Here is a 24,601-nt window from a genome sequence, read left to right as displayed (position 1 = left end):
ATGTTTCCGCTTTGCGGCGCTTTGATGTGTGCGGGATGCAACAAAACGGCTGTTTTGATGCCCTGCCGCTGACCTTGGTCACCGGCAGGGCATGTGGAGTTGCGAGCAAAGGGGGTCAGAGCGAGTAGGGGAGTCTCGACTCATTGACCAGTCGCGACAGGGCTGTCACTACATGAGGGTCAAACTGGGTGCCGGAGCGGGACTGGATATACTCCATGGTCTGCGTCAGCGTCCAGGGCTCCTTGTAGGGGCGCTTGCTGAGCAGGGCATCGAATACATCGACTACCGCCACAATCCTCGCCGACAGGGGTATCTGCTGACCAGACAGCTGCTGCGGATAGCCCTTGCCATCGAAGTGCTCGTGGTGGCCCCGGGCGATTTCGGCGCCGAGAGATAGGTAGCTGGTTCCCTCCACCATTTCGCCCGCCTTGTGCAGGATATTGGCGCCGATACCGGCGTGCTGCTCCATGATGGCCCGCTCTTCCGGGTCGAAACGACCGGGCTTGTGCAGGATATGATCCGGGGTGCCCACCTTGCCCACATCGTGCAGGATGGAAGCCATACCGATCATTTCGACAAACTCCGGGGTCAGCTGCTCGGGATAGGCCGCCATCTGCTTCAATTCGGCCACTATGGCATCCGAGAGTTTCTGCACCCGCAAGACATGCTCGCCGGTATCGGAGTCGCGAAACTCCGCCAGCGCCGCCAGCGCCACCACGGTGGCCTCCTGGGCGCGCAGCAACTGGTTGTAGAGATAGAGGTTGTCGTAGGCCGCCGAGATGCGCTGGCAGAAGACATCCAGCAGGTCGCACTCGAGGGGATCGAGGGGCTGGGTCGGGGTAAAACTCAGCACGAACTCGCGACCATTTTGGGCGGCGATATAGAGTGAATCCTGAGGGTGTTCAAAGCGGTTGCTGCGCGCCGCCAGTGCCTTCAGGACCGAGTCATTGAGGGTGGGAAAGTCGATGATCTTGCCATCATCCAGCAGGGTCTCGTAGTCGCCGGTGGCGGCGAGGATCTCCAGCCCCTGTTCGCCGGGACGGCGCTCGGCGCAGATAGCCCCTTCGGTGCCCACATCGAGAATGGCGCTGATCTGTTTCAGCACGCCGGAGGCAAACTCCTTGAGTGAATGAAGATGGTAGAGATCGCCCGCCCCTTCGAGAATTTTGCCGAGCCCCTGACGGCTTTTGTCGATGGCACTGAGAGTTTCGTATGAGCGCAGGGATGCAATGACGGTGGTATAGAGCTTTTGTACCGTCAGTTCGGTCTTGGTCTTGTAGTCGTTGATGTCGTAATCGAGGATCACCCGCTGCTCGGGGGCTTGGCCGGGTTGGCCGGTACGCAGCACGATCCGCACCAGCGAGTTGTGCATTTCGTTGCGGATCCGGTGCACCAGCCGCAGACCTGCATCTTCGGTCTCCATCACCACATCGAGCAGGATCAGTGCAATCCTGGGATTGGCCTCCAGCATACGGCCAGCTTCGGCGCCGCTGTAGGCATTGAGCAGCTCCAGCGGACGGGATTTGTAATGAATGTTGGAGAGGGCTAGGCGGGTGGCATGATGGATATCCGGCTCATCATCCACGATCAGCACTTGCCATGGGTTGAGTGCCTTGGGGACCACGACCTCCTCATCATCGAGTTCGATGATGTCGTCGTCCAGCAAGATATCGTCCTTGTCTTGGGCACTGCTCATATCGGTTACGCCTCCGGCGCTCAATGAGTATGTGAACAGTATGCACGATCACATCCGCTCGGATCATCAGGATAAGTAGATATCGTGAGCTGGCTCCGCCTCTTTATCGCTACTCGAAAGGTTCCAGATACCCCTGGATCGACTTCTTCAACCAGGCCAACACCTTGCCGTGATAGGCATTTTCCGCCAGATAGACACCATAATCACGCCACTGCAGGCTGAACTTGTGTTTCAGGGTCAGCAGGGAGCCTTGTCGCAGCTGGCTCTGGATCAGTGGCGAGGGGAGCACCGCCCAGCCCAGTCCGTCCAGCACCGCATTGCGCATCAACTCGAAGCTGGAGAGGCCGATATGCTGGCCTCCCACAGGTAGCAGGCTTTTTACCGAAAATTCATCTACATACGAGAGGGTGACCTGGGTGTGATCGGTCAGATCCTGCTGTTTGACCCGCTTCAGTCCGGCCAGCGGATGGCTGGGTGCCACCACCATCAGGGTGCGGATCGGGTTGAGCACGTCGATATTGAGGCCGCTGCGCTCCTGATCCTCGGTTATAAGGCCAAAGGCGGCATCGACGAATCCCTCTTCCACCAGCGCCGGCAGTTCGGGCGGAGAGGCAAGCACCAGCGAGATACTGGTGCCGGGAAACTGATTGTGCAGGCTGGCCAGCATCTCGCGCCACACCGGCTCGGGAATCGCGTCATCACGGGCAACCCGCAGCGCCACTTCGGCCCCCGAGGCGTAATGTTTGCACTTCTGCTGCAGGCTGTTGGCTGCCTGCAGCAGGCGGGTGCAATCATCAAGCACCAGCTCGCCTATTTCGGTCAGCCGACTCTGATTGGCACCTCGTTCAAAAAGTTCGACGCCAAGCTCAACTTCCAGCGCTGCGATGGAGGTGCTGACGGCGCTGCGGCTTTTGCCGAGGCGACGGGCAGTGTTGGCAATAGAGCCACTATTGGCGGACTCTACAAAGAGTTCTATCTGATATAGCTTCATGTTTTACAGGCGATGGCGGAGTTTTTCACTATCACCTTAGCGTGTCGAACCAAGGCAAGGCAAAGCTGTGGCGTCGGAATAATCGACGCTGAGCGATTGTCGCGAGTTGCTTCTCCCCGTTTACCATCTCTCCCGTCGAAGCAACAAAGGCATCTTATATGTTATTAAGTCGCATGTTTCTGGCCCGGCTGTTTTTGACCGGTGCCATCGTGACCGAGGTCGCCGGTACCTCCAGCATGGCCATGATCCCCGAGCAGGGAGCTGGCTGGATGAATTACATCCCGATGTGGTTGTTGATCGGTTTCTCGTACTGGTTGCTGGCGAAAGCCGCCAAAACAATCTCCATTGGTATTGCGTTTGCGCTCTGGGAGGGGCTCGGGATCACCTTGATCACCATAGTGTCGGTCATGTTCCTTGGTTACGATGTGACCGTTCAGGAGCTGATTGGCCTTGCTCTCGCGATAGTGGGGATTGTTATGGTGACCATGGGGGAGACCCATGATGAGCCCGCAGACAAGTCAGTAGAAGCGGAGGCCACAGCATGAGTCCGTTTGTGATTGTACTGGGTGCCGCACTGATCGATATCGGCGCCAACATGGCTATCAACCGCTCCAAGGGTTTTCGTTACAAGGGGTGGGGCTTCCTGGGGATCATGCTGGTACTCGGCGCCTTTACCCTGCTCTCGGAAGCGGTAAGTGGCGGCCAGATTGACCTGGCTGTTGCCTACGCAACCTGGGGGGCTATCGGCATCGTCGGTACGGCGCTGGGCGGTTTGCTCTTCTTCGGTGAGCGGCTCAAGCCCATCGGCTGGGCTGGCATGATGGTGATGGCGCTGGCTGTCGTTATGCTGACTACCGCCTGATAATCTGAAGCAATAACAAAAGCCGCCCGGTTTCGCCGGGCGGCTTTTGTTTGGCTGATTGCTTGGTCGATGTAGGCTCAGCGCGGCGCTTCGTAGAGCTCCAGCGGCAGGCCGTCGGGGTCGGCGAAGAAGGTAAAGCGCTTGCCGGTCAGCTCGTCCACCCGTACCGGCTCTACCTCGACCCGATGGGCCAGCAGATGGGCGATGACCCGGTCAAGATCGCTGACCCGAAAGGCGAGATGACGCAGGCCGCACGCCTCGGGGCGGGAGGGACGTTCGGGAGGCGAGGGGAAGCTGAACAGCTCCAGCTGGCTGCCGTCCGGCAGGGCCAGATCCAGTTTCCACGACTGGCGCGCTTCGCGCAGGGTCTCGGCGATGATGGGCAGCCCCAGCACCTCGTGGTAGAAGTGGCGCGAGCGTGGGTAATCGCTGGCGATGATGGCCACATGGTGGATGGAGTCAAACAGCGGAAAGGTCATGGTGTTTCCTTGTCAGCAGCATAGTGAACGGGCAGCCTGCGCTGCCCGTGTCGTTGATCTAGTTGAAGAAACCGCCGAACCAGTCATCCAGCGCACTGCGTGGCGTCGCACTGCTGGCGCAACCGGCCGGGGAGCCCATGGTGGAGGCTTTGGCCGGCACCTGCAGGCTGCCCGGGCAGTCGCTGGCGACGCGGGTGCCGCTGGCGCGGGAGAAGTTGGCCCAGGTGACCCCTTCCGGCATCTTCAGTCCCAGACTGTTGACGCCGCGCTGGCTCATGTAGCCGCTAAAGAGCTGCAGGGCTCCGCTGGCACCGGTCAAACCTGCCGGGGTGTTGTCGTCGCGACCGACCCAGATACTGACCAGTTCGTTGTTGTCCATCCCGGCAAACCAGGAGTCGCGCAGCTCGTTGGTAGTGCCGGTCTTGGCCGCCATGGTGGCGCCGGGGAACTTGGCACTGAGGGCGCGGGCCGTACCCTGACTCACCGTCTTGGTCATGGCGAACAGGGTCAGCCAGCTTGCCTGCTGGTCGGTGACCCGCTTGGCGGTCTGATCATGCTGATAGAGCAGGCTGCCATCACCGTTGACTACGGCGCGAATGGCCGACAGCGGCTGGGTCAGCCCCTGATTGGCGATGGGCAGATACATCTGGTTCACCTCCAGCGGGGAGAGGGCCACCGCCCCCAGCACCAGCGACGGATAGGGCTGGATCTCCTGCTGGACTCCCAGCTTGTGCAGGGTGTCGACAACCTTCTCCAGCCCCACCTGCAGACCCAGATTGACGGTCGGCACGTTGAGTGAGCTGGCCAGCGCATCCATCAGCGGCACGCTCTGGCGGAATTTGCGATCGTAGTTTTGCGGTGTCCAGACCTGACCATCCTGACCGCGAATGCGGATCGGCTGATCTTTGAGCGGGGTCGCCAGGGTCAGGCCGTTGGAGAGACCGGTCAGGTAGACCGCCGGTTTCACCAGCGAGCCGATCTGGCGGCGGGCATCCAGCGCCCGGTTGAACCCGGCGTAGCGGGGATCGCGGCCACCCACCAGCGCCACTACTTCGCCCTTGTGCCAGTCGGAGACCACCATGGCCGCCTCCAGCTTCTTCTTGCCGCGCAGCTTCTCGATATCGGCGAGGCCCGATTCGACCGCCCGCTCGGCCGCATGCTGGGCGATGGGGTCGAGGCTGGTGAAGATCTTGAGGCCGGACTGCTTGAGCAGATCTGCGCCGAAGCGGCTCTGGATCTCCCGCTTGAGCAGTCCCATAAAGGCCGGGGTGCGGCCATAGCTCATCTGGCCACGGGCGATGATGCCGAGGGGCTGGCGGCTGGCCAGCTCATATTCGGCCTGGGTCAGGCTGCCGTGATCCATCAGCAGCTTCAGCACCAGATCGCGGCGGGTCTTGGCCCGCTCCGGGAAGCGCCATGGGTCGTAATAGGAGGGGCCTTTCACCAGACCGACCAGCAGGGCGACCTGATCGATATCCAGCTCGTTGACCGGAATGCCGAAGTAGAAGTAGGAGGCGAGGCCGAAACCATAGACCCCTTGCGAGAAGTTCTGCCCCAGATAGACCTCGTTGAGGTAGGACTCCAGGATCTCGTCCTTGCTGTAGCGATAGTCGATCAGCACCGCCATATAGGCTTCCTGCAGTTTTCGCCACAGGCTGCGTTCACGGGTCAGGAAGAAGTTTTTGGCCAGCTGCTGGGTCAGGGTACTGCCCCCCTGCACGGTGCGACCCGCGATCAGGTTGGCGAACATGGCGCGCATGATGGCCACCGGCGAGACACCGCCATGCTGGTAGAAGTCGCGATCTTCGGTGGTGAGTAGGGTCACCAGCAGGCTGTCGGGCACTTCGGCGATACGCACCAGCAGGCGATCTTCCCGATCTTCGGTATTGAGGCGATCGAGCAGCACCGGGTCCATCTGGGCGTAACCGAGCTGACGCTGGTTCTCCAGCGACTGGATCCCCTCAAGGCGCGGGCCGTTGAAGGTGAGGCGCAGGCCGCGGGCTCCGTCGGCGCCGTCATAGAACTCGAACGGGCGGCGAATAAGCTCGATGCGGTTGCCGTTGATGGTGTATTCACCCGGCGTGTGAGGCTGGCGCACCTGCTTGTAGCTCAGCATGTTGAGCTCGCGCAACATCTGGTCCCGCGACAGGCGCTGGCTGGGGTAGAGCTCCAGCGGACGGCTGTAGACCATCACCGGCAGCTGCCACTTCTCGCCATCGAAGCGCTCGCGCACCTTGGTATCGAGGTAGATGCCAAACACCACCATAAAGGCCGCCACCACCAGGGAGAGCTTGAAGCCAAGCCAGAACAGCTTGCGCCAGATGGTGCGTTTGGGCGCTGCCTTCTTGGGGGCACGCTTGCGTCGTTGGGTTGCCATAAATCCTCTTTGCTTTCCTTTCTACTTGTTATGTCGCATTCGCGAACGTCCGAGCGGGATTAACCCGTCGAACCTAGATGCCCATCTTCTTCTTGGTGACCTTGGTCGGCATCGCTTCCAGCGGATTATCCGGCCAGTAGTGGCGGGGATAGCGCCCCTTCATCTCTTTCTTCACCTGTTCATAGGATCCTGCCCAGAAAGCGGCCAGATCGGCGGTGATCTGCAGCGGTCGCTGGGCGGGGGAGAGCAACTCCACCACCAGCGGTACCCGGCCATCGGCCACGCAGGGGGTCGAGCCTTGCCCGAACATCTCCTGAATGCGCACCGGGATCACCGGTGCCTGCCCTGGCTGATAGCGGATCCGTACCCGGCTGCCGGTCGGTGCCGCAAAGTGGCTCGGCAGCGCCTCGTCCAGCCGTTTGGGCAACGGCCAGGGCAGGGATTGGCGCAGGATGTCGCTCATATTGAGCCTCTTCAGCTGCTCCAGCCGGGTCATACCGCTCACCGCTGGCAGCAGCCACTGTTCCAGCGTGGCCAGCAGGCTCTCGTCATCCATGGCTGGCCACCCCTCATCGGGCAGCCAGTCGCGGGCGCAGCACAGGCGGGCCAGCAGCCCTTCGCTGCTCTCGTCCCAAGGCAGTACATGCAGCCCCTTGCGGCGAATGCCTTGCAGCAGGCAGCGCCCTTTCTGCTCGTCAGAGAGTTCGGTCAGGGGTCGCTGGCTCAGCACCAGCTCGCCGATCACCTGCTGGCGCTCGGCGCGCACCCGCTCTTCCCGCTCATCCCAGTCGAACCACTGCCGTTCGCTCACCAGTTCCGGCAGCAGGCGTACCAGCTCGTCAAGATCGACCGGTTCGGCGATAAAAATGCGGCTACCGCGATCGTTCTGACCCATCTCGATGGCGATAAGGGCGGCTTGTCCCTGACAGGGATGACCTTCTACCAGATCGCAGCTCACCCCACCACTGAGTTGATAGCGACTGCCGCTGCGCAGCTTGCCGATGCGATCCGGCCAGGCGAGGGCGCAGAGTAGCCCCAGCCACTGACCCTGCGCACTGGCAGGGCGCACGCCAAGCCGTTCAAACCAGCGGGCCGCGCTCTGGCGCAGGGCACTTTGACGGCGGTGGAACAGCACAGAGAGGCGCTCCGATCCTCGCAGATCTTCTTCCTGCAACGCCACCAGATAAGCTGCATCGGCGACAATCCCTGTCAGACCCTCGGACTCCAGCTCGCGGGCGCGCAGCAGCATGCGGGCGAGGCGAGGGTGAGTACCGAAGGCGGCCATGGCGCGGCCAGCGGGAGTGAGTTGTTGCTCACCCTCCGGCTTCATGGCGCCAAGGGCCACCAGCAACCGCTGGGCGCTGGCCACCGCGGCGGCGGGGGGCATGTCCAGCAGCGGCAGATCTTCCACTTTTGCCCCCCACTGGGCGGCATCCAGCAGCAGGCCGGTCAGCTCCTGAGTGAGAATGTCTGGCGGGCTCTGTTCAGCGAGTCGCTCTTGCACCTCGCTGCTCCAGAGCCGGTAGCAGACACCGGGGCCGAGACGGCCAGCACGGCCTGCCCGCTGGGTGGCGGAGGATTTGGCTATCTGGCGGGTCTCCAGTCGGGTGACGCCGCTTTTCAGATCAAAGGAGGCCCGTCGTTCCAGCCCGCTGTCGATCACCACCGAAATCCCCTCAATAGTGAGGGAGGTCTCCGCCACATTGGTGGTGAGCACCAGCTTACGGCGGCCGGCAGGCGCCGGTTCGATGGCCGCCTGCTGCGCCGCCATATCGAGGCGACCGTAGAGGGGGGCGAGGGTCACGTCGTCCGGCAGTTTGTCTGCCAGCCATTGCGCCAGCCGCTCGATCTCACCCTGTCCCGGCAGAAAGACCAGCAGGCTGCCATCTTGCTCGGCCAGCGCTTCGAGCACCACGGCGCCGACCTGCGGCTCCAGCCACTGCTGGCGATTGGCGGGGCGGTAGTGGTAATCGATCGGGAAACCACGCCCCTCGGAGCGAACCACTGGGGCATCCGGCAGCAAGGTCTCGAGTGCCATGCCATCCAGGGTTGCGGACATCACCAGGAGCTTGAGGTCATCGCGCAATCCCTGCTGGCTCTCGATGGCGAAGGCCAGCGCGGTATCGGCGTGCAGGCTGCGTTCATGGAACTCATCGAAGATCACCAGCGAGACGCCAGTCAGCTCCGGGTCTTGCTGTAACATCCGGGTCAGCACCCCTTCGGTGACGATCTCGAGCCGGGTCGCTGCGCTGGTGCGGCTCTCGCCACGCACCCGCAGGCCGATGCGCTCGCCCACCTTCTCCCCCAGCTGACGGGCCAGAAACGTGGCGATATTGCGCGCAGCCAGGCGCCTTGGTTCCAGCATGATGATGCGGCCGGGCAGCCGGTTCTGACGTACCAGCTCCAGCGGCAGCAGGGTCGATTTGCCCGCGCCGGGTGGCGCCTGCAGGATCACGCTGGTGTGGCTGTCGAGGGCGGCAAAGAGTTCGGGCAATACCGAAACGATGGGGAGCTGGGACAAAGCGATGAGCACCTTCTGTAGCAACCGGTAAAACGGCGCCTATTCTGCCACAGCCACCCGCGCCACCGTGAGTGGATGTGCGGATATAGCCACTCGGGCGGGAGGCTGGCGAGACATGGCCGGATGGCTGCCATAGAATGGGCTCATCCAATGAGCGTGAAAAAGGCATTATCACCACATGGCCAAACTCTTCTTTGCCCTGCCCGTCAAGGAGCTCGCCCCCGAGCTCATCGCCTGGCGCGATCAGCTGCCCTGGCCCGGTCAGCCGGTGCCGCAAGCCAACCTCCACCTGACCCTCGCCTTTCTGGGGGAGGCTGACGAGTTGACCACCCGCCGCCTGATCGCCGCCGTAGAGCGTCAGCACTGTCCGCCGCTCTCCATCAGGCTGGATGAGACCGGCTGGTTCAGCCGGGCCAAGGCTGCCTGGATTGGCCCGAAAGAGTGGCCCAATGAGCTGACCGTGCTGGCGAAGGCGCTGCGCCGCCACGGCGAGAAGCTGCGCCTTGGCAATGGCGAGCAGGGTTATCGCCCCCATGTCACCCTGTCACGCAAGGCGAGTGAGGCTCCGGCCATCCTGCCAGCCCTAAATTTTCTGCTGCAGGCTGACGAGTTCTGCCTCTATCAATCCGTCTCGACCCCGGACGGGGTGCGCTACGAGCCGCTTGCCTGCTGGCCGCTACGTGCCCGGGTAAAAGAAGACGCGCGGAGGGCTAACCCGTGATCTTTGATCCCCCCCTGCAATCGGGCCAGATGGTGGCCCGCTACAAGCGCTTTCTGACCGATGTGCAACTCGATAACGGCGAGGTCATTACCATCCACTGCGCCAACACTGGTGCCATGACCGGTTGTGCCGATCCGGGTACCCGGGTCTGGTACTCCACTTCCGATAACCCCAAGCGCAAGCTGCCCAACAGCTGGGAGATCGCAGAGAGCCCGGCGGGCCACTTTATCTGCGTCAACACGGCGCGCGCCAACCAGATCGCCCGGGAGTTGATCGAGCAGGAGGCTATCGCTCCGCTGGCGGGGTACAGCCGGTTGCGCACCGAGGTGAAGTATGGCGAAGAGAACAGTCGCATCGATCTGTTGCTGGAAGATGACGAGAAGGGAAATTGTTACATCGAGGTAAAATCGGTCACCCTGCTCGACGAACGTGAAGGTCCGGGTATGGGCTACTTCCCCGATGCGGTCACCGCCCGTGGTGCCAAGCATTTACGCGAGTTGATGGCGATGAAAGCGGCAGGCCACAGGGCCGTGCTGCTCTTTATGGTGTTGCACTCCGGAATAAGCCGGATGCGCCCTGCAGCCCATATAGATCCGCACTATAGTCTGCTAATTGAGCAGGCAATCGCGGCGGGGGTTGAAATTTTATGCTATCGGCCCCATGTTGGGGTGCAAGGCATGGTGGCTCAAGGGTTTATCCCGTTTGAATCTGGTCACCTGTTACCCGAGGGGAGTGCATAAATATTGGAGTGGGTAACATTATTGGTACGGCTCGTTTGCTTACCCGTTACCCTTCTGCTATAGATGTCGCCCTCAATTTATGGATGGCACGGGTAGCGTGCTGAATTAGGAGACAGGGCATGCCAACAGGCGAAAACAGGAAATCTCTGGGCCCCCTGGCCATTGCGGGTGTCGCGCCTTACCAGGAAAAGCCGGGTGAGGAGTACATGAATGACCAACAAAAGGCGCATTTTCGCAAGATCCTGGGTGCCTGGCGCAACCAACTGATGCAGGAAGTTGATCGTACCGTCGACCATATGAAAGACGAGGCTGCCAACTTCCCGGATCCCGTGGATCGTGCCGCGCAAGAAGAAGAGTTCGCTCTTGAACTGCGTACCCGCGACCGTGAACGCAAGCTGATCAAGAAGATCGAGAAGACCTTGCAGCTGCTTGAAGACGATGATTTCGGTTACTGCGAACACTGCGGTATCGAGATCGGTATCCGTCGTCTGGAAGCCCGTCCGACTGCCGACCTCTGTGTCGATTGCAAGACGCTGGCCGAGATCAAGGAAAAACAGATGGCCGGTTGATCCCGACCCTCTGGTATATGAAAAAGGGAGCTCGCGGGCTCCCTTTTTTATTGAGCTTTTGGCGGTCGCGCCCCAGAATGCAGCCTCAATGAATCGCTTACCCGAACAGTCATGCCAGTGAATCCCCCGTCCTCACTCTTTGCACGTCCCTATGTCGGCCGCTTTGCCCCCTCACCCTCAGGCCCGCTTCATTTCGGTTCGCTGATCGCCGCCCTCGGCAGCTTTTTGCAGGCCAGAGCGCAGCAGGGACGCTGGCTGGTGCGCATCGAGGATATCGATCCGCCGCGGGAGATGGCGGGGGCTGCGGCCCTGATCCTCAAGACCCTTGAGGCATATGGCCTCGAGTGGGATGGGGAGGTGATGTTCCAGAGCGTGCGCCACGGCCGTTATGACGAGGTCATCGACCAGCTCTATCGGGCGGGGGACCTCTACTGGTGCCGCTGCACCCGGCGCGAAATCATGGCCGCGGGCGGTCTCTACAGCGGCCACTGCCGCACCCTCGGGCTTGCGGCCGAAGGTTGCGCCGCCCGGCTGCGCCAGCACCATCCGGTCTACCACTTCGACGATCGTTTGCAGGGCCATATCGCGGTCCCGGCGGCGCTCGCCGAGGAGGATTTTATTATCCGTCGCCGCGACGGGCTCTACGCCTACAACCTGGCGGTGGTGGTGGATGATATGGACAGCGGTATCACCGAGATAGTGCGCGGCGCCGATCTGCTGGAGCCCACGGTGCGCCAGATTGCCCTTTATCAGACCCTGGGGGCTCCGGTGCCCGACTGGGTGCACCTGCCGCTGGCGGTGCTGGCAGATGGCAACAAGCTCTCCAAGCAGAACCATGCGCCGGCACTGGCGCTTGATGAGGTGCGACCGGCTCTGTGGCAGGCACTGCACTTCCTCGGCCAGTGCCCGCCGCCCGAGCTGATGGCAAGCCGGATCGACGAGATCATCCGGTGGGGCATCGCCAACTGGCTGCTCGAACGGGTGCCCGCCAGCGAGAAGATCCCACTCGCGGATTGCTGAGTCGACCAGGTGATTTTTGTTTGATTGAGCGTAAATTGCCGCTGTTGATTGTGATTTTACCGGGATGATCCGTTTCAAACGGGATCAATTGTCAGCACGGTTTTTCATTTGGTTAGGCGTGAGCTATGATAGGCCGCTATTTTTTGGCCTCCCGTCAATTTAGAAGTCATGAAGAGGTGTACCATTTTTTCCCAGATCGCAAACTTTTGCCGCAAGGTGCTCGGCAAGGAAGACGGCGAGCAGTCGGTGGAATCCCCCATTCCAGCCCGTGTCGCCGGTCAACGTCGTACCTTAAGCCGTGATCAGCACCCTATTTCGCGCAAAGAGATCAGCGAGAATGCACTCAAGGTGCTCTATCGCCTGAACAAAGGGGGCTATGAGGCCTACCTGGTCGGCGGCGGAGTCCGGGATCTGCTGCTCGGGAAGACGCCCAAGGATTTCGACATCGCAACCGATGCGACGCCGGAGCAGATCAAGGCGCTGTTCAGCAACTGCCGCCTGATTGGCCGTCGTTTCCGCCTGGCCCACATTGTCTTTGGTCGTGACGTGATCGAAGTGGCCACCTTCCGGGGTCACCACCATCAGGTCAATACCAGCAAACATGTGTCGGCCCAGTCTGATGAAGGCATGCTGCTGCGCGACAACGTCTACGGCACCATCGAAGAGGATGCCGAGCGCCGCGACTTTACCGTCAACGCCCTCTACTACAGCGCCAAAGATTTCACCCTGCACGATTTCGAAGGGGGTCTGGAAGATCTGGCCGAGCGCAAGCTTGAGCTGATCGGCGATCCCGAGACCCGTTATCGTGAAGATCCGGTGCGCATGCTGCGCGCCGTGCGCTTTGCCGCCAAGCTGGATATGACCATCAGCCCGCGTACCGCCGCCCCCATCAAGGAGCTGGCGCCACTGCTGCAAGACATACCGGCTGCCCGCCTGTTTGAGGAGACCCTCAAGCTGTTCCTGGCTGGCGACGGTCTGGCGACCTACAAGCTGCTGCGCGAGTATGGTCTGTTCCAGCAGCTCTTCCCGCAAGTGGCGGCGCTGTTTACCCCGCACGGCAACTCGCCCTACGAGCAGTTTATCGAGCAGGCACTGATCGATACTGACACTCGCGTTCGTGAAGATAAACGCGTCACTCCTGCCTTCCTCTATGCCACCCTGCTGTGGGGCTGCGTCGAGGCTCGTGGTCGGGTGCTGGAGAACGAGAGCGGCCTGCCCTGGTATGACGCCTTCATGCTGGCGATCAACGAGGTGCTGGACAATCAGGTGCGGATCATCGCCGTTCCCCGCCGTTTCACCACCGATGTCCGCGACATCTGGGCACTGCAACAGCGGTTGACCCGCCGTCAGGGCAAGCACCCCGAGCGCGCCATGGAGCATCCCAAGTTCCGCGCGGCGTTTGACTTCCTGTTGCTGCGCAACCGGGTCGAGCGCGGTCTCGGCGAGCTGGCCAGCTGGTGGGAGCGCTATGTTGCCTCCAATCCGGATGTGCGCCCGCAACTGCAGCGTGAAGCGACCCGTCGCCCGGCTAGCGGTGAGCGCGGCGAGGCCCGTAGCCACGATGGCGAGAAGCGCAGCAGCAACAGCCGTAACCGCCGTCGCCCCCGTCGCCGCAAACCGAAAGTGGCCGAGTGACAACAGACGTGATGACCGAGGTCTTCATCGCCATTGGTTCCAACCTGTCTGATCCGCTGGGTCAGGCTCGTCGCGCCGTTGCTGCCTTGGCAAGGTTGCCGGAATCTGTGCTGGTGGAGGCCTCGTCGTTTTACAGCAGCCGCCCCATGGGGCCTGCTGACCAGCCGGACTACGTCAATGCCGTGGCCCGGCTCAATACCCGGCTCGCGCCCCTTGCGCTGCTGGATCAATTACAAAAAATCGAGCTGGAACAGGGACGTGTGCGCAAAGATGAGCGGTGGGGGCCGAGAACTCTGGATCTCGATCTGCTGCTCTATGGGGATCAGGTGATCAACCATGAGCGCCTGATCGTACCCCACTACGGCATGAAGGAGCGGGAGTTCGTGCTGCTGCCCCTTGCCGAAATTGCGCCTGCTCTGGTGCTGCCCTGCGGCACCCCGCTCGCCCGACTGGTTGCCCGCTGCCCGCACAATGATTTGGCCATCATTGCCCCGCGTGCAGACGTACAGGAGCCTCTATGAGCAAGATCACCACCGCCAGCCTGCTGAAGATGAAGCTGGATGGTCAAAAGTTCACCGCCATCACCGCCTATGATGCCACCTTTGCCAAGCTGTTCGACGACGAGGGGGCCCACGTGCTGCTCATCGGCGATTCGCTGGGCATGGTGCTGCAAGGGGGTCAGGATACCCTGGCGGTCAACATGGATGAGATGGTCTATCACACCCGCTGTGTGGCGCGCGGTGCCAGCAATGCGCTGATCATCGCCGACATGCCGTTCATGAGCTACGCCACCCCCGAGCAGACTTACCAGAACGCCGCCCGCCTGATGGCGGCCGGTGCCCGCATGGTGAAGATGGAAGGGGGCGACTGGCTGTGTGACTCCATCCGCCACCTTACCCGCAACGGGGTGCCGGTGTGCGGTCACCTCGGCCTCACTCCGCAATCCGTTCATGTCTTTGGTGGCTTCAAGGTGCAGGGGCGTGACGAGTTTCAGGCCCAGGAGATCTACCGTCAGGCCCTCGAACTGCAGGCGGCCGGTATCCAGCTGCTGGTACTCGAATGTGTGCCCACTGCGCTGGCCGAGCGCATCACCAAGGCGCTTCGCATCCCGGTGATCGGCATTGGTGCCGGCCCCGCGACCGATGGTCAGATTTTGGTGATGCACGATGCCTTTGGCGTCACCTCCGGCTATGTGCCCAAGTTCACCAAGAACTTCCTGGCCGAGACCGGCGATGTGCGTGCCGCCATCCGCCTCTATGTCCAGCAGGTGAGCGAGGGGAGCTTCCCCGGCCCGGAGCACTGCTTCAACTGATCCTGGCGGTTGCATGATGGGGGCTGCGGCCCCCGTCTCTGCTTCTCAGCCTCGCGCAGTTAATCCGTATAGCTAATCCGTATCTTATTGATTCATCTAAAGGTGAACTGCTGATAGCCATGTTCGTGCACCATCCCGCCCGAGCGCTATCTGTGGATGCAACCCGTCTCTCTTTTTGATTTATCGGAAGGTGAACTGCTGATGTTGGTCGTAAATAATCCAGTTGTTCTGCGTGAGCAGATCAGCCAATGGCGCCGTGAAGGGCGTGCCATCGCATTCGTGCCCACCATGGGTAACCTGCATCAGGGCCACCTGACGCTGGTGAAAGAGGCGCACAGCCACGCCGAGAAGGTGGTGGTCAGCATCTTCGTCAACCCGATGCAGTTCGATAAGGCCGAGGATCTTGCCAACTATCCGCGCTCTCTGGAGCAGGATTGCGCTGCGCTGGAAGCGGCCGGTGTCGATATGGTGTTCACCCCGACCCCGGAGATCATGTATCCGCAGGGGCTGGCGAGCCAGACCTTCGTCGAGGTGCCGGGTCTCTCCAATCTGCTGGAGGGGGCGCTGCGCCCGGGTCACTTCCGTGGTGTCAGTACCGTCGTCACCAAGCTGTTCAATCTGGTACAGCCGGATGTGGCCTGCTTTGGCCAGAAGGATTACCAGCAGTTGGCGCTTATTCGAAAGATGGTGGCCGACATGGCGATGCCCATCGAGATCGTCGGCGTGCCCACCGTGCGGGCCGAAGACGGGCTGGCGCTCTCTTCGCGTAACGGCTACCTGACAGCTGCCGAGCGGGCCATCGCCCCCGAGCTGGCGCGCACCATGAACTGGATCGCCGAGCAGATCGAAGCGGGTGACCACCACCTGCCCTCCTTGGTGGCGCAGGCCAGCCAGCGTCTCGACAACGCCGGTTTTCGTACCGATGCCATCGACATCGTCGATGCCGCCACCCTCGAATCCGCCACAGACGAGAGCGCGCAGCTGGTGATCCTGATGGCTGCCTATCTGGGCAAGGCCCGCCTTATCGACAATCAAGTGGTCACGCTGCAGCAAGCCTGAGCCCGCCACAACCAGGAGGACCCCATGTCCAAGAAGGTTTACTGCATTGCCCAATTCCTGCCCAAACCCGGTCAGGAGCAGGCCCTGTTTCAGGTGCTGCAGGCGCTCGAGCCCAATACCCTGCGTGAGGATGGCTGCTTGCAATATCGGGTGACCCGCCACATCGCCAGCCCCTTTGCCGAGGGGGAGAGTTTCCCCATCGTGTTCAACGAGATTTGGCAAGATATGGCGGCCTTTGAAGCCCACTGCCAGCGCGCCGAAATCAAGGCGTTCTTCGAGCGTTACTGCCTGGCGGAAGATGGTTTGGCCGCGAAGTGGAATGTCTGCGTCTATAGCGACGAACCCGAACAGTACGACGCCCCCGTAAAGAAGTAATTCTCCCGATTGCCAGCGGACGCCCCCTCGGGCGTCCGCTGCTTTTTGACGCCTGCACTCTCCTGCATTCCGGCGTTTTGTTCTGCGGCCTTGCCCGCATCTCCCTTCGTTTCTATCCACTTTCGGCCTGATGGCCGCTACAGGTATTCATGATGTTTGTCCTGATTGCATCGCTTGTTTTCTGTCTGCTCTGTTTTGCCCTGACCCGGCTGCCCGCTTCGGTGCCGCTCTCGCGCCAGGTGCTTGCGGGTCTGCTGCTTGGCACCCTGTTCGGGCTGGCTCTGCAACTGGGGTGGGGGGCCGATGATGCCGGCGTCCAGCAGACCCTGGAATGGGTCAATATCATCGGCGGCGGCTATGTCAGCCTGCTCAAGGTGGTGATGATGCCGCTGGTGTTCACCTCCATCCTCTCCGCCATCAACAAGCTGGAGCAGGCCCAGTCTCTCGGCAAGATCAGCGCCGTGCTGATCGGCTCCATGCTGACGCTGGTGATGATCGCCGGTGTGGTGGGGATGACCATCACCCACCTGAGCGGTCTCACCGCAGCCGGGCTGTTGAGCCACGGTAGCGACAGCGCCGCCCTGCAACAGAGCATGAGCACCATCGACGGTGCCCAGACCCTGCCGGCCCTGCTGCTCTCGCTGGTGCCCACCAACTTTGCCGCCGATATGGCGGGTAGTCGCAGCCTCTCGGTGATCGGCGTGGTGATCTTTAGCGTGCTGGCGGGGGTTGCCCTGCTGCAGTTGAAGGCGGAGCATCCGCAGGCGGGTGCTCGCGCCGCCGTGGCCATCGACACCTTGCAACTGTGGGTGATGAAGATGGTGCGGGTGGTGATTGCGCTGACTCCCTATGGTGTGATGGCGCTGATCGCCCGGGTGGTGGCTCACTATCCGCTGAGCGAGATCCTCAGCCTGCTCGGCTTTATCCTGGTCTGCTACGTCGCCATTCTGGCGATGTTTGCGGTACACATGGTGATCCTGCTGCTGATCGGTCAGAACCCGCTGTACTACCTGCGGGAAGTGTGGGGCGTGCTCACCTTCGCCTTTATCTCCCGCAGCAGCGCCGCCTCCATTCCGCTCAGCATCGAGACCCAGCAGCGCCTTGGGGTGCCCTCCAGCATCGCCAACTTTGCCGCCTCGTTCGGTGCCAACCTCGGCCAGAACGGCTGCGCTGGCATCTATCCAGCCATGATGGTGGCGATGATTGCCCCCATGCTCGGCATCAACCCGTTTGATCCCCTGTTCCTGCTGACTCTGTTGCCGGTGATTGCACTGGGCTCCATCGGGGTGGCCGGCGTCGGCGGTGGCGGCACCTTCGCCGCGCTGATCGTGCTCTCCACCCTCAACTTCCCCATCGCGCTGGTGGGGGTGATGATCGCCATCGAGCCACTGGTGGATATGGGCCGAACCGCCCTCAACGTCAACGGCTCCATCATGGCGGCCATGATCACCAAACGGTTGCTGGGCAAGCAGCCGCTGGCCAACGTGGAGACGGTGCAGACGCAGGCCGCCAGTTAACTCCGAGTGTTGCCCAATATGAAAGAAGCCCGCAGTTGCGGGCTTCTTTCATATCGGCTGTGTTGCCTTGTGGGCAGACGCGGTTACTCGGCAGAGACGGGGTAACCGGCTCCTTTCCAGGCGAAGATGCCGCCCGGCACCCGATAGACCTGTTGATAGCCCTGAGTCACCGCCCAGGCGGCGGCGTTGTGGCTGCGACCGCACTTGACGAAGCCGCAGTAGATCACCACAGGACGGGACTTGTCTTCACCCAGCAGCGCCTGGAACTGCTCCGCCGTGCCGCTCCCCTCGACGATCTCGCTCCAGTTGTCACCGGCCTTGGCCTCCTTCACGAAGACAAAGTTCTTGGCGCCCGGGATGTGCTCTTTCTTGTAGGAGTCCTCATAGGGCATGGTGTCTATGATCACCAGCTCCTCGCCCTTGTCCATCCGGGTTTTCAGCTCGGCCACGGTCAGCAGCTGATAGCCCCCCTGCTGCGCCTCCTGTGCCAGCTGCACCGCCGATTGCTCAAGCTTCACCTCCTGCTCGAACTGGTTATCGCCACAGCCCGCGAGGGCAAAGCTGGCGGCGATCAGCGAGGCCAGCAGGGTGCGGGATCGCAATGTCATCATGTCACTACTCCTTTAGAACGGGAAAAACGGGGCGGGAAGTTCGCAGCAGGGCGCCCGCAAGCGTCAGTAGCAGCAGATCCCGCACAATGGCCTCCGGCAATGAGCTGAGGTCAGCCCTGCCCAGACAGCCGCAAGAGATGTCGAGCCCGATGGCTACGCCATAGCCCAACACCGGAATAAACAGGGCGAGCAGCCCGATCACCAGCCACAGTCCCCAGCGCCGGTTGGCGATGACCGCAAGCCCTGCGAAGAGCTCAAGGGCAATCAGCCCCCAAGCGGCGAACGGGATCAGCGGCGGCCAGATCAGGCCAAAGGCGCCGATCTGCTCGATGAACAGGGCGGGGGATACCAGCTTGAACCCGGCGGAGGCTAGGAAAAATCCCCCGAGTGCCAGATTGGCCAGCATGCGCAGATAAACAGCCACGGGATAGCTCTTTATCATCCATGACTCCGACTGCCAACCACTGGAGTTTGCTTCGCCATGTCCGGGCTATCGGCCGGATAGCGGGCCAGCTCGTGATAGTCGCCGTCCGCTTCGCAGCGAAAGACGGCGGCGGTTTCACCGTTCTGACACCACTGTTGCCACTCGTCTGGCGGGCAGTGGAGGCGAATGGCGAGGCCACAGCCGTCGCTGAGCAGGCGCGGCACATCGCAGACCCGAAACGACTGACCGTGCTGCTCCAGCCGCTTGCGCATCCTGACCGTGCCGAGGGTAGAGTGGAACAGGTAGAGAAACTCCTGATTCATGATTTGCCTCCTGTGCTGGCGCGCGCGCCGAACAGGGCAGCCCCCAGCGCACCGGCAAACTGGGCATCCGGGTGGGTGGCCACTTCGCAGCCCAACCCTTCGGCCAGATAGTGGCGGAAGGTGGCGCAGTGGCTGACGCCGCCGGTAAAGAGTACGCTCGGTCGGGCGCCGAGGCGGCCGATAAAGTTGGCACTGCGCCGGGCCATGGAGCGGACGATACCGGCCAGGATTGACTCGGCCGGAATGCCCGCCGAGCGCAGGCTGATCGCCTCCGATTCGGCAAACACGGTACACATGCTGCTGATGTCGTGGGGCTCGGCCCCTTGCAGCAGTTCGTCAAGCTGCTCGACCCGAGCTCCCAGAGTGCGGGTGATCACCTCGAGAAAGCGACCGGTGCCGGCGGCGCACTTGTCGTTCATCAGAAAATCGGTGAGGTTGCCGTCGCTATCGAGCTGGATCACCTTGCTGTCCTGCCCGCCGATATCGATGACGGTGTGTACCGACGGGCAGAGCAGGCGAGCCCCCAGTCCATGGCAGGAGATCTCGGTAACCCGGCGATCGGCGAACGACGCCAGATCGCGGCCATAGCCGGTCAGGGTCAGGTGGGGGCGCTCTGGCAAATCGGCCGAGAGCTCCTCCCAGCCTTGCTCGATGGCAGCCAGCGGACGAAAGGGGGTCGGCACCAGAAAACGGCGGACGATACGCCCGCCATCCCGGCTGTCGAACAGGATCCCCTTGGTCGCGGTGGAGCCCGAGTCAATCCCGATGGAGAGTGACACTGCGCCTCCTTACAGCATCTCGATAAAGGCGGCCAGCCGGGTGGCCAGTTGTCCCTTGTCGGCGCTGGAGTAGTCGGTCTCGACTGCCATGAAGGGGATACCGTGGCGTTCGCGCACATGGCGCTTGATGGCGAGCGACTCCACCGCATAGGTGTGGCAAGCCTGCAGGATCACATCGATCACTCCGTCCGCCTGATACTCCTCCACCATCTGGCTCAGCAGATTCATGCGTTGGTGGTTGGGGGAGATGCAGGAGCAGCCGATGGCCAGATACTTGTCGGTCAGCGCATCGAACGGGTCGCCCTCTTCGCTGACGCACTGCTCGGTTGCCTTGGCGCCGGTGCAGTTCTCGTAACCCACCACCCAGCCGCCGTGCTCCTCGATAAGGCGCACTACCTTGTCGGCCGCGCCGCCGATGGGGCAGCCGGTGATGAGGATGCGCGGGCGGGCATCGAGTCGCTTGCCCTCGGCATACTCTACCTTGATGCGGCGGGTCATCTCCTGCAGCTCGCTGATGAGCTGCTCCTTGTCGAAGCGGAAGGTGGCACCATAGACCACCTTGAGCAGGTCGGTACCGCTGAGTGCCGGCGGATTGAGCTGGCCCAGCCGGTAGAAATCGGCCAGCGCGCGGCGCTCGCGGTTTTTCAGCATGATGGCGTCTCGCAATGCCTGCTCGCTGATGGGCTTGCCGAACTGCTGCTCCAGCAACTCCTTGAAGCGGACGATTTCGCTGCGCCACAGGTTGCGGGAGGCTTCGTCATCGGCGCGGTTGGGCAACTGCATCACATGCACCGGTTTGAACTCTGCCATGTACTCGTACATCTTCTTCTTGCCGTCGCAGGTGGTTTCCCCCACCACCAGATCGGAGAAGTAGAAGTAGGGGCACTTGTCGGTCTTGCCAAAACCGTAGCTGCTCTTGATGAGCGGGCAGAGGTTGCGGGGCAGATCTTTCTCGGCCTCCTCGATGGTCTCGTCGCTGGTGGAGCAGAGCGATACCACCACGGCGCCGGCGGCTATGGCCACCTCCTGCGGCATAAAGGTACAGTAGGTACCGACCAGGGGGATCTGTCGCTCCTTGAGTGCCATTACAGCCAGAAAGCCCTGACGACGGGCATCTGAAAAGCTATCGAATATGGCTGGCAACTCGGTGATAAGTGACATAGGCGATCCTGCCCTGATGAGAGAAATGAAGAGACGGACGAGCCATCCGCGACGGCACATCCAACCGCGAGAATTATACCTTTGGGGGTAATTCGAAAATTGCGGTGGATCACAAGGTGTCAGGTAAATCCTTAATGACAGGCAGGTTATTGAGAAGGGGGCTGGCAGGTTGAAGGGGCTACAGGGGGAATAAACAACGGGCACCGCGAGGTGCCCGTTTTGGTCATCAGTGGCGCAGGCCAGTGCCGCGGGAGATAAGCCACCAGGCGATACCGTAGAGGGCCACGATAAAGCCGATGATGATGAGGTAGGCGGTGCCGAGTGGCACGTCGGAGATACCGAGGAAGCCGTAACGGAACGCGTTCACCATGTAGATGATGGGGTTCACCTGGGAGACACTCTGCCAGAAGGGGGGCAGCAGGCTGATGGAGTAGAACACCCCGCCCAGATAGGTGAGCGGCGTCAGCACGAAGGTGGGGATGATGCTGATGTCGTCGAAGGTCTTGGCAAACACCGCGTTGATGAGGCCACCCAGCGAGAAGAGGATGGCGGTCAGTAGCACGGTCACGCAGACGCTGAACAGGTGGTGGATCTGCAGCGGCACGAAGAACAGCGACACCAGGGTGACGATAAGGCCGACACAGAGGCCGCGTGCCACGCCTCCGCCCACGTAACCTGCGATGATGACGTAGTTGGGCACCGGCGCCACCAGCATCTCCTCGATATTGCGCTGGAACTTGGCGCTGAAGAAGGAGGAGGCGACGTTGGAGTAGGAGTTGGTGATCACCGACATCATGATGAGGCCGGGCACGATGAACTCCATGTAGGTGAAACCGCCCATGTCACCGATGCGCGAACCGATCAGGTTGCCGAAGATGACGAAGTAGAGGCTCATGGTGATGGCCGGTGGCACCAGGGTCTGGATCCAGATCCGGGTAAAGCGGCTCACCTCCTTGGCCAGAATGCTCTTGAAGGCGATGTAGTAGATGGCCAGATTCATGCTTTTCTCCCCTCTTCGACCAGATTGACGAACAGCTCTTCCAGCCGGTTGGCTTTGTTTCGCATGCTCACGACCTGCACCTGCTGGTTCGACAACTGCTCGAACAGGCTGTTGAGTGACTGGCTCTTGTCGAGATCCACCTCGAGAGTACGTTCATCCGGCATGCGGCCGTTGAACTCTGGTACCTCAGGTACGGCAGAACCTGGCGCAAGGTCGAGCAGGAAGGTCTCGCGACCCAGCTTGCCCAGCAGATTCTTCATGCTGGTGTTCTCGATCAGACGACCCTTGTCGATGATGCCGATGTTGCGGCAGAGCATCTCCGCCTCTTCCAGATAGTGGGTGGTGAGGATAATGGTGACGCCCTGCTCGTTGAGATCCTTGAGGAAACTCCACATGGAGCGGCGGATCTCGATATCGACCCCGGCGGTCGGTTCATCGAGGATCAGCAGCTTGGGCTCGTGCATCAGGGCGCGGGCGATCATCAGGCGACGCTTCATGCCGCCGGAGAGAGTGCGGGCAGGCATGTCGCGCTTCTCCCACAGATCGAGCTGGCGCAGGTACTTCTCGGCGCGGATCTTGGCTTCCGCCTTGGGTACGCCGTAGAAACCGGCCTGATGGGTGACAATCTGGATCACCTTCTCGAACTGGCTGAAGTTGAACTCCTGCGGCACCAGCCCGAGCTGAGCCTTGGCCTGTTCCAGATCGCTGTCGATGTCGTAGCCAAACACCTTTACCTTGCCGGCGCTCTTGTTCACCAGCGAGCTGATGACGCCGATGGTGGTGGACTTGCCCGCGCCGTTCGGGCCGAGCAGGGCGAAGAAATCCCCCTGCCTGACGGTAAGATCGATGCCTTTAAGGGCTTCGACGCCCCCCTGATAGGTCTTTTTCAGGCCGCTGATTTCCAGTGCGTTCATTGCAACCTCTGTGATGGTTGAATCCGGCTCGATACAGAAAAGGCGGCCAAGGCCGCCTGCACAGAGTAAAGGGCGCAAGGCCGCTTCACCCGTGATATTCCTGAACCTGGCTTACTCCTGGGGTACCACTTTGCCGATAAACGGCAGGTTGCGGTACTTCTGGGCGTAGTCGATGCCACAGCCGACCACGAATTCGTCCGGAATGGCGAAGCCAATCCAGTCGACCGGCACCTGCACTTCGCGGCGGGAGGGTTTGTCCAGCAGGGTGCAGATGGCTAAGGATTTCGGCTCGCGCAGGGAGAGGATCTCGCGCACCTTGTTGAGGGTGTAACCGGTGTCGATGATGTCTTCCACGATCACCACATCCTTGCCCTTGATGTCATCGTCCAGGTCTTTGAGGATGCGGACGTCACGGGTGCTGTGCATACCGGAGCCGTAGCTGGAGGCGGTCATGAAGTCCAGGGTGATGGGCAGCTGGCACTGGCGGCAGAGGTCGGCCAGGAAGATGCAGGAACCGCGCAGCAGCGCAATCATCACGACTTCGTCAGAACCCTGATAGCGGGCGGTGATCTCTTCACCCAATTTGGCGATCCGGGCGGCTACTTCAGCCTCGGAGATCATCACCTCGACGGTGTGTTTCATCACTTACTCCCATAAGGCCAAAGGGGATTTGGCCGTTCATGAATATCAAAACCGATGATTCTACCACTCATGTTGAAGGGTGCTAGAGATACGTGGTGCTTTTATCGGCTTATTTTAATTGATAGAGTTAGCAGGCACTCAGGCATGATTAGTTAAAATACTATAAACACCATAATCAATAACTATTAGATGATAAAAACTATGGAACCACGCGCAGAAATAAGACGTCGTACCCGGCTGTCGCCGGAAGCTCGTCGCTCCCAATTGATGGAATGTGCCATCGAGGTGTTCTCCCGTCGCGGCATTGGCCGTGCAGGTCACGCCGAGATAGCCGAACAGGCCAAGGTCTCTGTGGCCACCGTCTTCAACTATTTCAACACCCGCGAGGAGTTGGTAGATGAGGTGCTGGCCGAGATCGAACGCTTTGTGAACCAAATGCTGTCGCAGGCATACGGTGACCAGGGCTCCATTTTCGACAAGATCCAGCGTCATGTACGCCTCTCTGTCGATGCCGCCTACGATCAACCGGATTATGCCGGTATCTGGCTGGAGTGGAGCTCATCGGTTCGGGAAGAGGTATGGCCCCGCTATACCCGGCTGCTCGATCACTGCCTTGAGCTGATCGCCAGCGAGCTGCAAACCGCCATGGATGCAGGGGAGATCACCAGCGTGCTGTCAGCACAGGATCTGGCCCGCTCTCTGACCGGTTTTGGCTATGTGATGATGCAGATGATCAATCAACCTCAGCGTCCGGTGCGCCAAGAGGTGACTGATTTCCTGTTCAAGTACGTGACGGCGCCAATTCAGGCTCGCTAACACGGCTTAACGAAAAAACGGCGTCACTCATTGAGTGGCGCCGTTTTTTTATGGCCG

The 24,601-nt window shown here is 61.1% G+C and carries 26 protein-coding genes; 13 read left to right on the top strand and 13 right to left on the bottom strand.

Features of this window, described 5'->3' with window-relative positions; translation table 11 throughout:
* Positions 1-115: 115 nt before the first annotated feature.
* Both OKC42_RS04185 and OKC42_RS04180 read right to left on the bottom strand, forming a co-directional pair.
* A complete protein-coding gene (locus tag OKC42_RS04185) occupies positions 116-1,696 on the bottom strand; it encodes a DUF3369 domain-containing protein (protein WP_270819107.1) in 1,581 nt (526 codons plus the stop codon).
* A gap of 109 nt (positions 1,697-1,805) precedes the next feature.
* Complete coding sequence (locus OKC42_RS04180) at positions 1,806-2,687, bottom strand: LysR family transcriptional regulator (RefSeq protein ID WP_021229560.1); 882 nt, start codon at positions 2,685-2,687, stop codon at positions 1,806-1,808.
* A gap of 158 nt (positions 2,688-2,845) precedes the next feature.
* On the opposite strand from OKC42_RS04180, the gene OKC42_RS04175 reads away from it, so the two are divergent.
* The gene (locus OKC42_RS04175) at positions 2,846-3,232 is read left to right on the top strand and encodes a DMT family transporter (protein WP_005335660.1); all 387 of its coding nucleotides are present in this window, start codon (positions 2,846-2,848) and stop codon (positions 3,230-3,232) included.
* On the top strand, positions 3,229-3,549 hold the full coding sequence (locus OKC42_RS04170) for an SMR family transporter (protein WP_005335659.1): 321 nt from the start codon (positions 3,229-3,231) through the stop codon (positions 3,547-3,549). Before OKC42_RS04175 ends, OKC42_RS04170 begins: the two co-directional genes overlap by 4 nt.
* 77 nt (positions 3,550-3,626) lie before the next feature.
* On the opposite strand, the gene gloA2 is transcribed toward OKC42_RS04170, so the two are convergent.
* The 3 genes from gloA2 to hrpB form a co-directional block, all read right to left on the bottom strand.
* On the bottom strand, positions 3,627-4,028 hold the full coding sequence (gene gloA2 / locus OKC42_RS04165; protein ID WP_005335657.1) for an SMU1112c/YaeR family gloxylase I-like metalloprotein: 402 nt from the start codon (positions 4,026-4,028) through the stop codon (positions 3,627-3,629).
* Between the two features lie 58 nt (positions 4,029-4,086).
* Positions 4,087-6,405 carry a penicillin-binding protein 1B gene (gene mrcB / locus OKC42_RS04160; protein ID WP_100652841.1) on the bottom strand — a complete coding sequence of 773 codons (2,319 nt, stop codon included), beginning with the start codon at positions 6,403-6,405 and terminating at the stop codon, positions 4,087-4,089.
* A 73-nt stretch (positions 6,406-6,478) separates the two neighbouring features.
* On the bottom strand, positions 6,479-8,926 hold the full coding sequence (hrpB, locus tag OKC42_RS04155; protein ID WP_270819106.1) for an ATP-dependent helicase HrpB: 2,448 nt from the start codon (positions 8,924-8,926) through the stop codon (positions 6,479-6,481).
* 178 nt (positions 8,927-9,104) lie between these two features.
* On the opposite strand from hrpB, the gene thpR reads away from it, so the two are divergent.
* The 10 genes from thpR to OKC42_RS04105 all read left to right on the top strand — a co-directional run bounded on the left by thpR (position 9,105) and on the right by OKC42_RS04105 (position 17,874).
* Positions 9,105-9,647 (top strand): RNA 2',3'-cyclic phosphodiesterase, encoded by a 543-nt coding sequence (gene thpR / locus OKC42_RS04150; protein ID WP_270819105.1) that lies wholly within the window; start codon positions 9,105-9,107, stop codon positions 9,645-9,647.
* A complete protein-coding gene (gene sfsA / locus OKC42_RS04145) occupies positions 9,644-10,387 on the top strand; it encodes a DNA/RNA nuclease SfsA (protein WP_270819104.1) in 744 nt (247 codons plus the stop codon). The genes thpR and sfsA overlap by 4 nt, the downstream gene beginning before the upstream one ends.
* 119 nt (positions 10,388-10,506) lie before the next feature.
* Positions 10,507-10,956 (top strand): RNA polymerase-binding protein DksA, encoded by a 450-nt coding sequence (gene dksA, locus OKC42_RS04140; RefSeq protein WP_005335644.1) that lies wholly within the window; start codon positions 10,507-10,509, stop codon positions 10,954-10,956.
* Positions 10,957-11,067: 111 nt separating this feature from the next.
* The gene (gene gluQRS / locus OKC42_RS04135) at positions 11,068-11,976 is read left to right on the top strand and encodes a tRNA glutamyl-Q(34) synthetase GluQRS (RefSeq protein ID WP_270819103.1); all 909 of its coding nucleotides are present in this window, start codon (positions 11,068-11,070) and stop codon (positions 11,974-11,976) included.
* Positions 11,977-12,144: 168 nt separating this feature from the next.
* On the top strand, positions 12,145-13,611 hold the full coding sequence (gene pcnB / locus OKC42_RS04130; protein ID WP_005335642.1) for a polynucleotide adenylyltransferase PcnB: 1,467 nt from the start codon (positions 12,145-12,147) through the stop codon (positions 13,609-13,611).
* 11 nt (positions 13,612-13,622) lie between these two features.
* Positions 13,623-14,132, top strand: coding sequence for a 2-amino-4-hydroxy-6-hydroxymethyldihydropteridine diphosphokinase (gene folK, locus OKC42_RS04125; RefSeq protein WP_005354659.1), 510 nt, complete (start codon positions 13,623-13,625; stop codon positions 14,130-14,132).
* A complete protein-coding gene (gene panB, locus OKC42_RS04120) occupies positions 14,129-14,923 on the top strand; it encodes a 3-methyl-2-oxobutanoate hydroxymethyltransferase (RefSeq protein WP_270819102.1) in 795 nt (264 codons plus the stop codon). Before folK ends, panB begins: the two co-directional genes overlap by 4 nt.
* Before the next feature lie 201 nt (positions 14,924-15,124).
* Positions 15,125-15,982, top strand: a complete 858-nt coding sequence (gene panC / locus OKC42_RS04115) for a pantoate--beta-alanine ligase (RefSeq protein WP_270819101.1) — start codon at positions 15,125-15,127, stop codon at positions 15,980-15,982.
* Positions 15,983-16,006: 24 nt separating this feature from the next.
* Entirely contained in the window at positions 16,007-16,357 is a 351-nt protein-coding gene (locus OKC42_RS04110; protein ID WP_005354654.1) for a putative quinol monooxygenase, read from the top strand.
* A 152-nt stretch (positions 16,358-16,509) separates the two neighbouring features.
* Positions 16,510-17,874: a cation:dicarboxylate symporter family transporter gene (locus OKC42_RS04105; RefSeq protein WP_333563367.1), complete on the top strand. Its 1,365-nt coding sequence runs from the start codon at positions 16,510-16,512 to the stop codon at positions 17,872-17,874.
* An 83-nt stretch (positions 17,875-17,957) separates the two neighbouring features.
* On the opposite strand, the gene OKC42_RS04100 is transcribed toward OKC42_RS04105, so the two are convergent.
* From OKC42_RS04100 to hpt, 8 genes are all read right to left on the bottom strand, one after another.
* Positions 17,958-18,485: a rhodanese-like domain-containing protein gene (locus OKC42_RS04100; RefSeq protein WP_058056622.1), complete on the bottom strand. Its 528-nt coding sequence runs from the start codon at positions 18,483-18,485 to the stop codon at positions 17,958-17,960.
* Between the two features lie 4 nt (positions 18,486-18,489).
* The gene (locus tag OKC42_RS04095) at positions 18,490-18,927 is read right to left on the bottom strand and encodes a MauE/DoxX family redox-associated membrane protein (RefSeq protein ID WP_270819099.1); all 438 of its coding nucleotides are present in this window, start codon (positions 18,925-18,927) and stop codon (positions 18,490-18,492) included.
* Positions 18,924-19,232: a DUF3343 domain-containing protein gene (locus OKC42_RS04090; RefSeq protein ID WP_270819098.1), complete on the bottom strand. Its 309-nt coding sequence runs from the start codon at positions 19,230-19,232 to the stop codon at positions 18,924-18,926. The genes OKC42_RS04095 and OKC42_RS04090 overlap by 4 nt, the downstream gene beginning before the upstream one ends.
* On the bottom strand, positions 19,229-20,011 hold the full coding sequence (locus OKC42_RS04085) for an acyl-CoA dehydratase activase (protein WP_159164277.1): 783 nt from the start codon (positions 20,009-20,011) through the stop codon (positions 19,229-19,231). Before OKC42_RS04085 ends, OKC42_RS04090 begins: the two co-directional genes overlap by 4 nt.
* A gap of 9 nt (positions 20,012-20,020) precedes the next feature.
* Positions 20,021-21,172, bottom strand: a complete 1,152-nt coding sequence (locus OKC42_RS04080) for a double-cubane-cluster-containing anaerobic reductase (RefSeq protein ID WP_270819097.1) — start codon at positions 21,170-21,172, stop codon at positions 20,021-20,023.
* Between the two features lie 226 nt (positions 21,173-21,398).
* Positions 21,399-22,172: an ABC transporter permease gene (locus OKC42_RS04075; protein ID WP_167574161.1), complete on the bottom strand. Its 774-nt coding sequence runs from the start codon at positions 22,170-22,172 to the stop codon at positions 21,399-21,401.
* On the bottom strand, positions 22,169-23,086 hold the full coding sequence (locus tag OKC42_RS04070; protein ID WP_043821689.1) for an ABC transporter ATP-binding protein: 918 nt from the start codon (positions 23,084-23,086) through the stop codon (positions 22,169-22,171). Before OKC42_RS04070 ends, OKC42_RS04075 begins: the two co-directional genes overlap by 4 nt.
* 111 nt (positions 23,087-23,197) lie before the next feature.
* On the bottom strand, positions 23,198-23,728 hold the full coding sequence (hpt, locus tag OKC42_RS04065) for a hypoxanthine phosphoribosyltransferase (protein WP_005335618.1): 531 nt from the start codon (positions 23,726-23,728) through the stop codon (positions 23,198-23,200).
* 201 nt (positions 23,729-23,929) lie between these two features.
* Here hpt and OKC42_RS04060 point away from each other — a divergent pair, with 201 nt between their 5' ends.
* On the top strand, positions 23,930-24,544 hold the full coding sequence (locus OKC42_RS04060) for a TetR/AcrR family transcriptional regulator (protein ID WP_042052376.1): 615 nt from the start codon (positions 23,930-23,932) through the stop codon (positions 24,542-24,544).
* Positions 24,545-24,601 lie beyond the last annotated feature (57 nt).

This window comes from Aeromonas sp. Y311-2, from assembly GCF_027706025.1.
In the GTDB taxonomy this organism is placed as follows: domain Bacteria; phylum Pseudomonadota; class Gammaproteobacteria; order Enterobacterales; family Aeromonadaceae; genus Aeromonas; species Aeromonas veronii.
The sequence above is the reverse complement of the archived record's forward strand: the minus strand, read 5'-3'. Positions and strand labels throughout refer to the sequence as shown.

Bases quoted from the DNA above. Each gene is read 5' to 3' on its own strand.
- OKC42_RS04185 (WP_270819107.1), bottom strand. From the start codon at position 1,696: ATGAGCAGTGCCCAAGACAAGGACGATATCTTGCTGGACGACGACATC.
- OKC42_RS04180 (WP_021229560.1), bottom strand. From the start codon at position 2,687: ATGAAGCTATATCAGATAGAACTCTTTGTAGAGTCCGCCAATAGTGGC.
- OKC42_RS04175 (WP_005335660.1), top strand. From the start codon at position 2,846: ATGTTATTAAGTCGCATGTTTCTGGCCCGGCTGTTTTTGACCGGTGCC.
- OKC42_RS04170 (WP_005335659.1), top strand. From the start codon at position 3,229: ATGAGTCCGTTTGTGATTGTACTGGGTGCCGCACTGATCGATATCGGC.
- gloA2 (WP_005335657.1), bottom strand. From the start codon at position 4,028: ATGACCTTTCCGCTGTTTGACTCCATCCACCATGTGGCCATCATCGCC.
- mrcB (WP_100652841.1), bottom strand. From the start codon at position 6,405: ATGGCAACCCAACGACGCAAGCGTGCCCCCAAGAAGGCAGCGCCCAAA.
- thpR (WP_270819105.1), top strand. From the start codon at position 9,105: ATGGCCAAACTCTTCTTTGCCCTGCCCGTCAAGGAGCTCGCCCCCGAG.
- dksA (WP_005335644.1), top strand. From the start codon at position 10,507: ATGCCAACAGGCGAAAACAGGAAATCTCTGGGCCCCCTGGCCATTGCG.
- gluQRS (WP_270819103.1), top strand. From the start codon at position 11,068: ATGCCAGTGAATCCCCCGTCCTCACTCTTTGCACGTCCCTATGTCGGC.
- pcnB (WP_005335642.1), top strand. From the start codon at position 12,145: ATGAAGAGGTGTACCATTTTTTCCCAGATCGCAAACTTTTGCCGCAAG.
- folK (WP_005354659.1), top strand. From the start codon at position 13,623: ATGACCGAGGTCTTCATCGCCATTGGTTCCAACCTGTCTGATCCGCTG.
- panB (WP_270819102.1), top strand. From the start codon at position 14,129: ATGAGCAAGATCACCACCGCCAGCCTGCTGAAGATGAAGCTGGATGGT.
- panC (WP_270819101.1), top strand. From the start codon at position 15,125: ATGTTGGTCGTAAATAATCCAGTTGTTCTGCGTGAGCAGATCAGCCAA.
- OKC42_RS04110 (WP_005354654.1), top strand. From the start codon at position 16,007: ATGTCCAAGAAGGTTTACTGCATTGCCCAATTCCTGCCCAAACCCGGT.
- OKC42_RS04105 (WP_333563367.1), top strand. From the start codon at position 16,510: ATGTTTGTCCTGATTGCATCGCTTGTTTTCTGTCTGCTCTGTTTTGCC.
- OKC42_RS04100 (WP_058056622.1), bottom strand. From the start codon at position 18,485: ATGATGACATTGCGATCCCGCACCCTGCTGGCCTCGCTGATCGCCGCC.
- OKC42_RS04095 (WP_270819099.1), bottom strand. From the start codon at position 18,927: ATGATAAAGAGCTATCCCGTGGCTGTTTATCTGCGCATGCTGGCCAAT.
- OKC42_RS04090 (WP_270819098.1), bottom strand. From the start codon at position 19,232: ATGAATCAGGAGTTTCTCTACCTGTTCCACTCTACCCTCGGCACGGTC.
- OKC42_RS04080 (WP_270819097.1), bottom strand. From the start codon at position 21,172: ATGTCACTTATCACCGAGTTGCCAGCCATATTCGATAGCTTTTCAGAT.
- OKC42_RS04075 (WP_167574161.1), bottom strand. From the start codon at position 22,172: ATGAATCTGGCCATCTACTACATCGCCTTCAAGAGCATTCTGGCCAAG.
- OKC42_RS04070 (WP_043821689.1), bottom strand. From the start codon at position 23,086: ATGAACGCACTGGAAATCAGCGGCCTGAAAAAGACCTATCAGGGGGGC.
- hpt (WP_005335618.1), bottom strand. From the start codon at position 23,728: ATGAAACACACCGTCGAGGTGATGATCTCCGAGGCTGAAGTAGCCGCC.
- OKC42_RS04060 (WP_042052376.1), top strand. From the start codon at position 23,930: ATGGAACCACGCGCAGAAATAAGACGTCGTACCCGGCTGTCGCCGGAA.